The organism is Streptomyces sp. NBC_00440 (genome assembly GCF_036014215.1).
Classification (GTDB): Bacteria; Actinomycetota; Actinomycetes; order Streptomycetales; family Streptomycetaceae; genus Streptomyces.
Map to the genome: position 1 here is coordinate 5,238,192 of NZ_CP107921.1, position 12,405 is coordinate 5,250,596.

Here is a 12,405-nt window from a genome sequence, read left to right on the forward strand (position 1 = left end):
ACTGAGGATCCTGTCTTGACTGAGCAGCTTCGCCTGATGGCCGTCCACGCCCACCCCGACGACGAGTCGAGCAAGGGTGCGGCGACCATGGCCAAGTACGTGTCCGAGGGGGTGGACGTGCTGGTCGTGACCTGCACCGGAGGCGAGCGCGGCTCCATCCTCAATCCCAAACTCCAGGGTGACGCCTACATCGAGGAGAACATTCACGAAGTCCGCAAGAAGGAGATGGACGAGGCGCGCGAGATCCTCGGGGTCGACCAGGCCTGGCTGGGCTTCGTCGACTCGGGCCTGCCCGAGGGCGACCCGCTGCCTCCGCTGCCCGAGGGCTGCTTCGCACTGGAGGACGTCGATGTGGCCGCGGGACGGCTGGTGCGGCTGATCCGGGAATTCCGGCCGCAGGTCATCACCACGTACGACGAGAACGGCGGATACCCGCACCCCGACCACATCATGACCCACCAGGTCTCGATGGTGGCGTTCGATGCGGCGGCGGACACCGAGAGGTACCCCGAGGCCGAGTTCGGTCCGGCCTTCCAGCCGCAGAAGCTCTACTACAACCAGGGCTTCAACAAGCCGCGCACCGTGGCGCTGCACGAGGCGCTGCTGGCGCGCGGCCTGGAGTCGCCGTACGCGGAGTGGCTGGAGCGCTGGAAGACGTTCGAGCGCGCCGAACGCACCCTGACCACGCACGTTCCCTGCGCGGACTTCTTCGAGATCCGGGACAAGGCGCTCATCGCGCACGCCACGCAGATCGACCCCGACGGCGGCTGGTTCCACGTCCCGATGGAGATCCAGCAGGAGGTCTGGCCGACCGAGGAGTACGAGCTCGCGAAGTCTCTCGTGCCGACATCCCTCCCCGAGGACGACCTCTTTGCGGGCATCCGCGACAATGCCTAGTTATGAGCGCTAGCCAGGCATTGACGCACCTCGTCCCTCTGGCCGAGGTCGACGACAACAAGGTGACTCCCGGGCTTCTCGGCTTCCTCGTCTTCGCGGCCCTGGCCGTGGGGGTGTGGCTGCTGATGAAGTCGATGAGCCGGCACATGGGCCGGGTGGCCTTCAAGGAGGCCCCGGAGCCGCAGCAGAAGCCGGAGCCCGCCGCCCGGCAGTCCGGGTCCGAGAGCAAGCAGGGCTGACGCCTCCGGGGCCGCGTCCCGGCCCCGGAGCGGGCGCACGGCCGCTGGTGCGTACGGCTCGGGCCGTACGCACCAGCGGGCTGCCGCCGTCCGGTGGCGCCGCGCTGCCTACGGCCGTGCCACCGGCACCGGTACGCCCATGATCTCGCGGGCGTTCCGGCCCGGCACCATGCCGAGCAGCCAGGCCTGCCAGCCGTCGTCCAGTGACACCCCGCGCTCCAGGATCAGGGCGTACGCCTCCGCGCATTCGGCGAGACCGGGGTCGCGGGCCGGGTGTTCCGCCCGGATCAGCCGGGACAGCTCCTCCGCCGCCACCGCGGTGCCCACCTCCGAGCCGCCGGGCGACGCGTACGGCAGCAGCGTGCAGCGCAGGAAACGGGCCCAGTCGCCGCCCCGCCCGTCGTCGTACGTCGCGAAGAGCGCCGCCGCCTCGTCGCAGAGCTGGAGCGCCTGGGCCGCGCGGTCGTTGCCCGCGTCGATCAGGGCCAGCTCCAGACAGGTCCACGCCTCGCCGTGCGCCACCCCGATCCGGTGGAAGTCGGTGCGCGCGTCGACCAGCAGCTGGCGGGCGAAACCGCTGTTGCGGAGGTTGCCCGTCTGCGCCGCGCGCTGGTCGCGGGTGACCCGCCCCGAGTGGTGTCGGGCGCAGGCCAGCCCGTACCCGTCGCGCATCCGCGAGAACATCGTCCGGGCCCGCTCCAGCTCCCGTACCGCCTGGTCGCGGGCGCCGCGCTCCTCCAGGGCCTGGCCCAGGTAGTAGAGCGTCCAGGCCTCGCCCCGGGCGTCCTCGTTGTCCCGGTGGCGGGAGAGCGCCTGGCGCAGCTGGTCCACCGCGACCGACGCGTCACCTTCGACCAGCCTGGCCCGGGCCAGCTGGGTCATCGCCCAGGCTTCGCCCCGGCCGTCCCTGGTCTGCCCGTACGCGTCGAGCGCCGTCCGCAGCTCCTCGTCCGCCCGGACCACCTCGCCCAGGCGCAGGCAGAGCTGGCCCAGCTGGAAGTGCGTCCATGCCTCGCCGTGCAGCGAGTCGCTCTCCTGGTGCAGGGTGAGCGCCGTCGAGAGCAGTGTCAGTGCCTCCGTCAGATTCCCCAGGTCGCGCTCCACCGCCGCCAGCGCGTGCAGCGACCAGGCGCGGTCCGCGGCCAGCTCCGGCGCCGCCTGGAGTGCGATCGCCTCCCGCAGCCGCGCCGCCGCCTCCGTCAGATTCCCCTGGTGGTGCAGGGTGATGCCGAGCGAGCAGAGTGCCAGCGCCTCGCCCGCGCCGTGCTGCGCCTCGTGGTAGAGGTCGACGACCGAGGTCAGGGTCGTGCGGGCCTTGTCCAGCTCGCCGAGCTGGCGGGCCGCGATCCCCGTACGCCACTGCACCGACCTGGCGAGCAGCCCCTTCCCGACGGCCTGCGTCAGCTCGCTGATCTCACCCAGCCGGTAGAGGTCGCCGCGCAGCAGGCAGTAGTCGCAGAGGGCGCCCAGCAGATGCAGCACCACGTCCTGGTCGACGCCCTCCGCCTGGCGCAGCGCGGAGGTGATGAAGCTCGACTCCTCGTCCAGCCAGCGCAGCGCCGCGTCCAGCGAGGCGAAGCCGTGCGGCCCGAACTGGCCCGCCCGGGTGGAGAGTTTGCCGTCCACCAGCCGGATCACCGCGTCCGCGAGCTCGGCGTAGCTCTGGATCAGCCGCTCCTGCGCGGCCGTGCGCTCCTGCGGCTGCTCCTCGTCCTCCAGCCGGGCCTGCGCGAAGGTGCGCACCGTGTCGTGCAGCCGGTAGCGGCTGCCGCGTACGTGGTCGATCAGGCCGGCCCGGGACAGCAGGGTCAGCAGCCGCCGCGCCTCCTGGTCGTCGGCGCCCAGCAGCGCCGCCGCTGCGGCCGCGCCCAGGCTGGCGCGCCCGGCCAGCGCGAGCCGGCGCAGCAGCCGCCGCCCCTCATCGGGCTGGTCGCTGTAGCGCAGCGCGAGCGCCCGCTCCACCGGGTCGAGCTGCCGGTACGTACCGAGGTGCGCGGCGAGTTCACGCGTGGAGCGGCGGCCGAGCGAGGAGCCCGCGACCCGCAGCGCCAGCGGCAGTCCGCCGCACAACTCCGTGACCCGATCGGTCGATTCGGCGTCGTACGGGCTCTCCGGCTCCTCCGCGGTCTCCCGCAGCAGCTCCTCCGCACCCGCCGCGTCCAGCGCCTCCACCGGCAGCTGGTGCACCCAGGCCCGGATGTCGCCGGGCAGTTCGAGCGGGGCGCCCGACGTCACCAGGACCAGGCTGTCCGAGCGCTCCGGCACCAGGGCGCGCACCTGCGCCGGGTCCGACGCGTCGTCCAGTACGACGGTGACGGCCAGCTCGGTCAGATGCTGGTGGTACAACTCGCTCAGCCGCTTCAACTGCTGTTCCGGCGACGAGCGTTCCCGGAAGAGCAGCTGCTCGCGCGGGGCACCGAGCCGGTTCAGCAGATGGAGCAGCGCGTCCCTGGTCGACAGGAGGGCCTCGTCGCGGGTCGCGCCGCGCAGATCGACCACGCAGGCCCCGCGGAACTGGTCCTTGAGCTGGTGCGCAGCGCGGACGGCGAGCGTGGTGCGCCCCGAGCCGGGGGCACCGTGCAGCACCACGACCGTCGGCCGGGTCTCGGTGGAGGCGCGGGCGGCGTGCACCCACTGGGCGATCTGCGCCAGCTCGGCCCGGCGTCCCGCGAACGGCCCGTCCGCCTCGGGCAGATGGCTGAACGACTGGTCGAGCGTGGACCGCCTGCGCGCCGCCGCGCTCTTGTCGGTGCCGCGCAACTGCGGCGGCACGGTGCTCTTGGCCTTCTTCTGGTTCTGGGGCACCGCGAGCATCCGCTGCTGGTCCAGGTACGGGCGGATGCCGCGTACCTCCAGCGCGGTCAGCCACTGGAGCCGCAGCTGCTCGGTCCCGCCGGGCTGCCCCTGGGCCCCGGCTCTGCGGTGGGCCGCGGGCCAGTGCGCGGCGGTCACCCTGGCGACGGTGGCGGCGGCCCCGGCCACGGCGACGACCACGCCCGACCCGACCGCGGTCCCGCCGCCGGTGCCGAGGGCGAGGTCCGCACCGCACGCGGCGATGGCGGCAACCACGGTGACCAGTGCGGGTGTTGCGAGGGACGCGCGGTTGAAGTGCGCGGAGAGCGGATGCTGTTCGGCCTCCGCCGCGTCGAGTGCGCGGGTGTACGCGGCGTACTCGTCGGCGGCGCTCCCGGCCAGCGAATCGAGCGCACCGCGCCCGCGCGCCAGCAGCGTCCCCGCATCGGCCCGGCCGCCCGCCCGCCGCACCTCTTCCTCCACGGCGCGCGCCAACAGCCGCTCTGCTTCCGCCCGATGGCCGTCCCGCATATGCATTCCCCCTCCGGGATACTCCGTTCGGAATGCAAGTGTCCTGCGCGGGGCGCCCGAACGCGAGGGAACCGGGCCGTGTACCGGGAAACGGCACCGGTTCCGCACGGGTCCGAAGTGGCGACCCAGTGACAGGAACCCGGCCACATCCGGACGGCACGAGCGGTGTACCGGGCGGCTACTGTGCGCTCTCGTCGTTCAGCCAGGGCGGAGTGTGGAACGTGCCGCCGTACATGGGAAGTTCGATGGCCGATCCGTACCGGGCGAGCTGGGCCCAGGGGCGGTTGAGCCCGGCGGAACCGTAACGGCGCACCCGGGTGACCGTGTCCAGGTCCAGGACGTCGACGAGGATCTCCTCACCGCTCCCGGCCTGCTGGCGGACGATGCCCTCCGGGTCGACCAACGCGCTGGTGCCGACGCCGGCCGGGTCGGCGGCGTTCACGTTGAGGACGTACAGCTGGTTCGTCCAGGCGTTGGCGCGTGCGCAGACGAGTTCCATCTCACGGTCCCGGGTGGTGGTCAGCGTGGGCTGGATGACGATCTCGGCGCCCATCCAGGCGAGTTGGCGCACGGTCTCGGGAAAGGAGCCGTCGTAGCAGATGGCCAGACCCACCCGGCCGACCCCGGGGATGTCGAAGACGGTGAAACCCGTCCCGGGGGCCGCCTTCTCGTACGGCTGCCAGGGGAAGACCTTGCGGTAGCGGGCTGCGATCTCGCCCTGGGGAGAGACCGCGAGCGCGGTGTTGTGGATACGGCCGTCCTCGGCGCGTTCGAAGACGCTGCCGGGGACGAGCCACAGCCCGGTCTCCACCGCGAGGGCGCGGAGCCGGTCGGTGAGTGGGCCGGGGATGGTGACGGCGGCCTGTTCCATCCAGTCGTCGGGCGCCGGCCCCAGCAGCGGTCCTTCGGCGGCGAGGTGCAGTTCGGGAACGGTGACCAGCTGGACGTGGGGGAACAGGTCACGGGTGGCGCGGACCTGATCGGCGAAACGGAGCCAGGTGGCTTCGAGGTCGTGGGGAACGGGGACGGTCTGGAGTGCGGCGACGGCGAGTGTGCGCATGGGGTTGTCAGTCCTCGGTGATGGTGAGCCGGGCGACGGCGGTGCGGCCATCGCGGAAGAAGCGGGGGAAGCGGGAACGGGCGATCAGTACGGCCGCCACGCCCAGGGCGATGGAGCCTGCTCCGAGCAGGAAGACCCCGCCCACGCCGTGGAAGGAGGTACTGCCGTAGGTGGGCGCGTACATGTCGTGGGCGCTCCGGGCGAAGGCCGCCAGCATCATCACGGCGCCCAGCAGCGGAAAGAGACCCTTCATCAACAGGTCGCGCGGCGAGTCGCGCAACTGCTTGCGGAAGTGCCAGACGCACGCCAGCGCCGTGGTGCCGTAGTAGCCGGCGATCAGCAGGCCGACGGAGAGGATGGCATCGCCCAGGAACCTCGCCGAGAGCAGCTGGAGCATGACCAGCAGGGCCGCGGTGGTGGCGCCGAAGAAGACGGTTCCGAAGGCGGGTGTGCGATGGCGCGGGTGGATACGGGCGAACGGGGCGGGCAGGGCGCCGTGCGAGGCCATGGACAAGGTGGCCCGGGAGCTGCTGATGAGGCTGGTGAGCAGGGCGGAGAGGGCGGAGAGGCAGACGGCGAGCTGGACCGCCTTGGTCAGGGCCGTGCCGAGCACGGAGGGGGCGAGGGTGGCCAGGATGTCGGTGGCGTTGGCGGGGTTGCCCAGTCCGTTGCCGGTGCGGGCGGTGCCGGCGAAGCTGATCGCGGCGAAGGCGGTGAACAGGTAGGTGCCCAGCAGGACGAAGGTGGAGACGAGCACAGCCCGCCCGGGGACGCGGTCGCTGTCGCTGGTCTCCTCGTTGACGGTGATCAGCGCGTCCCATCCCCAGTAGATGAACAGGCACAGCAGCACCGCCTGGGCGCAGGGTCCGAAGCCCCCGAAGGCCAGGGGGTCGAGCCAGGCCAGGGACGGGGTGGCGGCGTGATGCCGCAGGAGGGCGGCGGCGCCGAACCCGAACAGGGCGGTGAGCTGCAGTCCCAGCAGGACGTACTGGAGCGGGGCGGCGATCTGCAGGCCCCTGCGGGCCACAGCGGTGAGGGCCGCCAGCAGCAGGACGGCCGTGGCGGTCACGGCGGTGGTGCTCTGCTCCAGCGCGTGCAGGCCGAGCGCCTGGAGCAGGTAGGTGGCGCCGACCTGGGACAGTGCCGTCATCGCGATCAGGGTGGCGATCTGTACCACCCAGCCGCCGGTGAGCCAGCCGGTCAGGGGGCCGAAGGCGCGGGTGGTCCACACGAAGGTGGTTCCGCAGTCCGGCATCTGCCGGTTGAGTTCGCGGAAGGCGAAGGCGGTGAGCAGGATCGGCACGAAGCCGAGCAGCAGTGCGGCCGGGGCGAGGTGTCCGACGACCAGGGTGACCAGGCCGAGTGTGACGGCGATGCTGTACGCCGGGGCCACCGAGGACAGACCGAGGGCGACGGCCGCGAGCAGGCCGACCGAGCCCGATCGCAGCCCTTTACCGGTGGAAGGGGGCGGGCTGCCGGTTGCTTCGGCGGTGTCGGTCGGGTTCATCGTCACGGTGGCGCTCCTGACACGGGCACGGCTGTTGTTAAATTTGGATTTAAGAGCGCTGTGCCAGAACCGTCAAGGCCTGCGTCGATGTTTGTTAAACTCGGCGAGAGATCAGGACCGGGGAAAGGGGACACCATGGCGGCGAAGAAGGGCGGCGGGAAGGAAGCCCGCCGTGCCGAGCTGGGCGCAGCGGTGCAGCGCGCCTTGCTGACGCGCGGGCTGGACGGTCTGCGCCTGCGCGACATCGCCGAGGAAGCCGGCGTCACACCCGCCGCGGTGCTCTACTACGGCGATCTGGACGCCCTGGTTCACGAGACCTATCAGCGGGCCATCGAGCGGTACAGCCAGGAGCGCGAGCAGGCCGCCGACCGCTTCACGGACGCCCGCGAGAAGCTCCGCTCCTGCATCGACAACGGCGTCGCCAGCGGCCCCGACGACGCTCTGACCCGGCTGCTCTACGAGTACTGGCCGCGCTGCCTGCGGGATGCCAGGGCCGCGGCCCTGGACAGTGCACTGACCGAACGTCAGATCTCTGTCTACGCAGGCATCCTGGTGCTGGGCCAGGCCCAGGGCCACTTCGCCCTCCAGGACCCGCCCCGCCTTGTCGCCGCCAACTTCGTCGCCATGGAGGACGGCTATCAGATGGAGGTTCTCGCCGGCCGCCGCACCCGCGCCGAAGTGATCACCGCCCTGCACGCCCACGCACGGGCCGTCACCGGCCACGACCTGGCCGGCGGCACTGAGCGCTGAGTACTGACCAACCGGCCAGATGGTTCCCAGGTCCGCGGTGACGGGGAGGATTCAGGCGAGTTGGGCCGTGGCAAGCCGAACCGTGGAAACCGTTCGCTCACAGGTCCAGGATGGTCGCCACCAGTTCGCGGCGGCTGCGGACACCGGCCTTCGCGAAGACGCTCTTCAGGTGGTCCTGCACGGTGGCTGTGGTGATATGCAGTTCCATGGCGATGGCCCGCGAGGGCAGGCCGGCGACGACCCGGGCCAGGACGTCCCGCTCGCGCGGCGTGAGCCCGTACGCGAGCAGCAGCACCTCGGCCACGTCGGCGGCCGGCGCCGGGTGCACCGTCACGGCGACGGGCGCCGGGTACGGGCCACCGCTCATCGGCGAGGCGTGGACCGAGAGCCACCGGCCCGACCGGCCACGGATCCGCCCGTAGGCCGGCAGCGCCGCGCCTCTCCCTCGCGCGGCGACCTCCAGGACCGCGATGGGCAGCTCCGAACCGGACGAGGCCAGTTCGTCCCGCCAGAGTTTCGCGGCCGGATTCTCCGAGAGCAGCCGCAAGTCCTGATCGAGCAGGAGCACACCTGCCTCGGCCGGGCCGGGAGCGGCGTCGGCGGGTGCCCGGTGGACGGCCCGGCGCAGGGCCGCAGCCACCGGGGCGGACAGCCGCCGCAGCACGTCGACGTCGGCCGGGGTGAAGTCGGGCCGCCCACCGCCGCCGAACAGGGCGATGGCGCCCCAGCACCGGCGGTCCACCACGAAGCTCGCCCGCAGCTCGTGCCGCGCGTCGATCATCGGGAGCACGGCCCGGTACCGGTGGCTGGACTCCGGGTCACCGCCGGTGGCCGCACCGAGCGTGCCTGCGGGCATCTCGGAACGGGCGAGCGCCGCGAACTTCAGTACGTCGTCCACCAGGTACTCGTTGTGCGCGGCGGATGCGGCCGCGGCCGGCGTGAGCCCGGCACTCACGTCGTCGGTGATCAGCAACGTTGCGGGGTCGATCGTGCCGAAACAGTAGGAGTCGGCCGGGACGAGCCGCGTCAGCCGCTCGGCGATCCGGCGTCGCAGCTCCCGGGAGCCGAGGTCGAGACGGCAGATCGCCTCGATGTCACGCACGGTCTCGCGCTGGGCAACCGGGGAACTCACCGGCCGGACGATACCCCAGAAGTGTGGGAGGGCCGGGCAGTTGCCCCGGTGGCTACCCTCGGTCCGGAAAGCGGAAGGCAAAAGCACAGGAGGTATCGCGGCATGTCCCCGTCCATGCTCATCGTCGGGCTTGATCCCGCGCTGGTGGACGACGCGCCCTCGTCGCGGGCGGCGTTCCCCGAGATCGACGCCGAAGCGGTCCGGGCCGGCGTGGCCGCCGGGCGGGCCCGGCTCAAGGAACTCGGCTTCGCGGTCGACGTCTGCCCGCTCGACTACGGCCGCACGGCCGAGGCGGTCTACCGCGCCGCGCTGTCCAGGAAGGACTACGACATCGTGGTGATCGGCGCCGGCATCCGGCTGGACCCGGCGCTGACCCCGCTCTTCGAGGTGTTGGTGGACACCACCCATGAACTGGCACCCGGTGCGAAGCTCTGTTTCAACGTGAGCCCATCGACAACCGTCGAGGCCGTCCAGCGGTGGTGGCCCGAACGCAGGCCACTGGTCTAGTACTTGACCCAAGCCCTGAGCGTCCGCAGGCGCGGCGGACACGACAAAGGGAAGGTGCAAACACATGGATGCCAGTGGCGTCATCGACGGGACGGAGACGGAAGGGACCGAGACGGAAGGGACCGAGAAGGAAGGGACCGAGACAGCTGGGGCCGACCCGGCAGAGCCGTCGGTTCCCGCGCCGGACAGGATCGAGGGGGGCGTCTCGGGGGAGCGCCTGGTGCTCTTCACCGACGCGGTCACCGCGATCTCCATCACCCTGCTGATCCTGCCGCTGGTGGACCTCGTCCCGGAAGCCGCGTCCGCCCACGAGGGCGCCAGCGAGGTGATCACCGGTCACCTCGACCAGATCTGGAGCTTCCTGCTCAGCTTCGCGGTCATCGCGAACATCTGGCGGGAGCACCACCGGACCTTCTCATCGGTCGCGACGTTCACCCGCTCCCTGATGGTGTGGAACATGGGGTGGCTGCTCTCCGTCGTCGTACTTCCTCTGCCGACGGAGATGCTCGGCGCCTTCGGCCGCGACCGATTCGTGGGGGCGTTCTACTACTCGACCCTCCTGACCAGCATGGTCTGCCGGTTCGCGATGCTGAGGATCCTGAAAACCACCCCGGCACTCCTGGAGGAAGACGGCCAGGCGGCCCGCCGGAGGACCGAGGACCTGTACACCGAGAGCTGTCTCAACGTCCTCGCCCTGGTCATCGCCTTCGCCATCGCGCTCGCCGTACCCGTCCTGCAGTACTACAGCCTGTTGCTGCTCGCCGTCCTGCCGAGGCTGGCGCGTCTGCGAGGCCGGCGCACCGCCCGCTGACGGCCGGGCGTTTTCGCTGTCCGAGGCCTGAATCGCCGGGCTGCTGAGAGGGACGTGGGAGGGTTGGCCCCATGCCGAATCGCCTGGCCCACGAGACGTCCCCCTACCTTCTCCAGCACGCCGACAATCCGGTCGACTGGTGGCCCTGGTCGGCCGAGGCCTTCGAGGAGGCGCGCAGGCGCGGGGTGCCGGTGCTGCTCAGCGTCGGGTACTCGTCCTGCCACTGGTGCCACGTCATGGCGCACGAATCCTTCGAGGACGGGCCGACCGCCGCTTACCTCAACGAGCACTTCGTCCCGGTCAAGGTCGACCGGGAGGAGCGCCCGGACATCGACGCCGTCTATATGGAGGCCGTCCAGGCCGCCACCGGACAGGGCGGCTGGCCCATGACCGTGTTCCTCAACGCCGAGGCCCAGCCCTTCTACTTCGGTACGTACTTCCCGCCCGCGCCCCGGCACGGCAGCCCCTCCTTCCGGCAGGTGCTCGAAGGCGTCACGGGTGCCTGGACCGACCGGCGCGGCGAGGTGGACGAGGTCGCCGCCAAGGTGGTGGAGGATCTGGCCGGCCGCTCCCTCACCCACGAAGCGGCCGGTCCACCCGCCGCGGACGACCTCGCGCGGGCGCTGCTCGCGCTGACCCGCGAATACGACGCCAAGAACGCCGGGTTCGGCGGTGCGCCCAAGTTCCCGCCGTCCATGGCCGTCGAGTTCCTGCTGCGCCACCACGCACGTACCGGCTCCGACGGCGCCCTCCAGATGGCCGCCGACACCTGCGGGGCGATGGCACGCGGCGGGATGTACGACCAGCTCGGTGGCGGGTTCGCCCGGTACTCCGTGGACCGGGAGTGGCGAGTGCCCCACTTCGAGAAGATGCTCTACGACAACGCCCTGCTCTGCCGGGTGTACGCGCACCTCTGGCGGGCCACCGGATCGGATCTGGCGCGCCGGGTGGCCCTGGAGACCGCCGACTTCATCGCCACCGAACTGCGCACCCCCGAGGGCGGGTTCGCCTCCGCGCTGGACGCCGACAGCGAGGACGCGGACGGCCGGCACGTCGAGGGCGCCTACTACGTCTGGACCCCGGCCCAGCTGCGCGAGGTGCTGGGCGAGCAGGACGGCGAGCGGGCCGCGCAGCTGTACGGGGTCACCGAGGAGGGGACCTTCGAGGAGGGCGCATCCGTCCTCCAGCTGCCCGGCGACGACGTACCCGCTGAACTGCGCGAACGGCTGCTCGCCGCCCGGAGCCTGCGGGCCCGGCCGGGCAGGGACGACAAGGTCGTCGCGGCGTGGAACGGCCTGGCCGTCGCGGCCCTCGCCGAGGCGGGTGCCTACTTCGACCGCCCCGACCTGGTCGAGCGCGCCACCGAGGCCGCCGACCTGCTGGTGCGGCTGCACATGGACGAGGGCGCCCGGCTCACCCGTACGTCCAGGGACGGCCGGGCCGGCGCCAACTCCGGTGTCCTTGAGGACTACGCCGATGTCGCCGAGGGGTTCCTCGCCCTGGCCGGGGTCACCGGGGAAGGGGTCTGGCTGGAGTTCGCCGGGTTCCTGCTCGATCTCGTACTCGACCAGTTCACCGGTGCGGACGGCACGCTCTACGACACCGCGCACGACGCCGAGCCGCTGATCCGCCGCCCCCAGGACCCGACGGACACCGCGACCCCTTCGGGCTGGACCGCCGCCGCCGGAGCGCTGCTCTCGTACGCCGCGCACACCGGCTCCGAGGCCCATCGCAGCGCCGCCGAACGGGCGCTCGGTGTGGTGAAGGCGCTCGGCCCGCGTGCGCCGCGCTTCATCGGCTGGGGGCTGGCGGTGGCGGAAGCCGCCCTCGACGGGCCGCGCGAGGTGGCGGTCGTGGGACCCGCGGGTGACGCCGGTACGTCGGCCCTGCACCGCACCGCGCTCTTGGCCACCGCCCCGGGCGCGGTGGTCGCCGCGGGGGAGAGCGGCAGTGACGAGTTCCCGCTGCTTGTGGACCGGCCGCTGCTCGACGGGCGCGCCGCCGCGTATGTCTGCCGGAACTTCACCTGTAGCGCGCCGACTCCCGATCCGGCCGTGCTGGCCGAGCAGTTGGGCGGTGCGCAGCAGGACGCGTAGCGGCAGACGCGTAGCGACAACTGTGGCCGGGACCCGTCCCCTTCGGAGCGAAGGAGGCGGGTCCCGGCCACTGCCGTGTGCG

The 12,405-nt window shown here is 71.9% G+C and carries 10 protein-coding genes; 6 read left to right on the plus strand and 4 right to left on the minus strand.

Features of this window, described 5'->3' with window-relative positions; all coding sequences use genetic code 11:
* Window positions 1-15: 15 nt before the first annotated feature.
* Together mca and OHB13_RS23740 are read left to right on the plus strand one after the other, a co-directional pair.
* A complete protein-coding gene (gene mca, locus OHB13_RS23735; RefSeq protein WP_328378422.1) occupies window positions 16-897 on the plus strand; it encodes a mycothiol conjugate amidase Mca in 882 nt (293 codons plus the stop codon).
* Between the two features lie 2 nt (window positions 898-899).
* Window positions 900-1,136 (plus strand): hypothetical protein, encoded by a 237-nt coding sequence (locus tag OHB13_RS23740; protein WP_328378423.1) that lies wholly within the window; start codon window positions 900-902, stop codon window positions 1,134-1,136.
* A gap of 108 nt (window positions 1,137-1,244) precedes the next feature.
* Here the strand turns inward: OHB13_RS23740 and OHB13_RS23745 are convergent, their stop codons facing one another.
* The 3 genes from OHB13_RS23745 to OHB13_RS23755 form a co-directional block, all read right to left on the minus strand.
* On the minus strand, window positions 1,245-4,460 hold the full coding sequence (locus OHB13_RS23745; protein WP_328378424.1) for a tetratricopeptide repeat protein: 3,216 nt from the start codon (window positions 4,458-4,460) through the stop codon (window positions 1,245-1,247).
* 178 nt (window positions 4,461-4,638) lie between these two features.
* The gene (locus OHB13_RS23750; protein ID WP_328378425.1) at window positions 4,639-5,520 is read right to left on the minus strand and encodes a carbon-nitrogen hydrolase family protein; all 882 of its coding nucleotides are present in this window, start codon (window positions 5,518-5,520) and stop codon (window positions 4,639-4,641) included.
* Between the two features lie 7 nt (window positions 5,521-5,527).
* Window positions 5,528-7,027 carry an APC family permease gene (locus OHB13_RS23755; RefSeq protein ID WP_328380377.1) on the minus strand — a complete coding sequence of 500 codons (1,500 nt, stop codon included), beginning with the start codon at window positions 7,025-7,027 and terminating at the stop codon, window positions 5,528-5,530.
* 135 nt (window positions 7,028-7,162) lie between these two features.
* Between OHB13_RS23755 and OHB13_RS23760 the strand changes: the two genes are divergently transcribed.
* Window positions 7,163-7,777 (plus strand): TetR/AcrR family transcriptional regulator, encoded by a 615-nt coding sequence (locus OHB13_RS23760; RefSeq protein WP_328378426.1) that lies wholly within the window; start codon window positions 7,163-7,165, stop codon window positions 7,775-7,777.
* A gap of 97 nt (window positions 7,778-7,874) precedes the next feature.
* Here the strand turns inward: OHB13_RS23760 and OHB13_RS23765 are convergent, their stop codons facing one another.
* Window positions 7,875-8,909, minus strand: coding sequence for a helix-turn-helix transcriptional regulator (locus OHB13_RS23765; RefSeq protein WP_328378427.1), 1,035 nt, complete (start codon window positions 8,907-8,909; stop codon window positions 7,875-7,877).
* 102 nt (window positions 8,910-9,011) lie between these two features.
* Between OHB13_RS23765 and OHB13_RS23770 the strand changes: the two genes are divergently transcribed.
* From OHB13_RS23770 to OHB13_RS23780, 3 genes are all read left to right on the plus strand, one after another.
* The gene (locus OHB13_RS23770; RefSeq protein ID WP_266853741.1) at window positions 9,012-9,416 is read left to right on the plus strand and encodes a hypothetical protein; all 405 of its coding nucleotides are present in this window, start codon (window positions 9,012-9,014) and stop codon (window positions 9,414-9,416) included.
* 64 nt (window positions 9,417-9,480) lie between these two features.
* Window positions 9,481-10,227, plus strand: coding sequence for a TMEM175 family protein (locus tag OHB13_RS23775; protein WP_328378428.1), 747 nt, complete (start codon window positions 9,481-9,483; stop codon window positions 10,225-10,227).
* Window positions 10,228-10,298: 71 nt separating this feature from the next.
* Window positions 10,299-12,323, plus strand: a complete 2,025-nt coding sequence (locus OHB13_RS23780; RefSeq protein ID WP_328378429.1) for a thioredoxin domain-containing protein — start codon at window positions 10,299-10,301, stop codon at window positions 12,321-12,323.
* The last annotated feature ends 82 nt before the right edge of the window (window positions 12,324-12,405 follow it).

Bases quoted from the DNA above. Each gene is read 5' to 3' on its own strand.
- OHB13_RS23740 (WP_328378423.1), top strand. From the start codon at position 900: ATGAGCGCTAGCCAGGCATTGACGCACCTCGTCCCTCTGGCCGAGGTC.
- OHB13_RS23745 (WP_328378424.1), bottom strand. From the start codon at position 4,460: ATGCGGGACGGCCATCGGGCGGAAGCAGAGCGGCTGTTGGCGCGCGCC.
- OHB13_RS23750 (WP_328378425.1), bottom strand. From the start codon at position 5,520: ATGCGCACACTCGCCGTCGCCGCACTCCAGACCGTCCCCGTTCCCCAC.
- OHB13_RS23755 (WP_328380377.1), bottom strand. From the start codon at position 7,027: ATGAACCCGACCGACACCGCCGAAGCAACCGGCAGCCCGCCCCCTTCC.
- OHB13_RS23760 (WP_328378426.1), top strand. From the start codon at position 7,163: ATGGCGGCGAAGAAGGGCGGCGGGAAGGAAGCCCGCCGTGCCGAGCTG.
- OHB13_RS23770 (WP_266853741.1), top strand. From the start codon at position 9,012: ATGTCCCCGTCCATGCTCATCGTCGGGCTTGATCCCGCGCTGGTGGAC.
- OHB13_RS23775 (WP_328378428.1), top strand. From the start codon at position 9,481: ATGGATGCCAGTGGCGTCATCGACGGGACGGAGACGGAAGGGACCGAG.
- OHB13_RS23780 (WP_328378429.1), top strand. From the start codon at position 10,299: ATGCCGAATCGCCTGGCCCACGAGACGTCCCCCTACCTTCTCCAGCAC.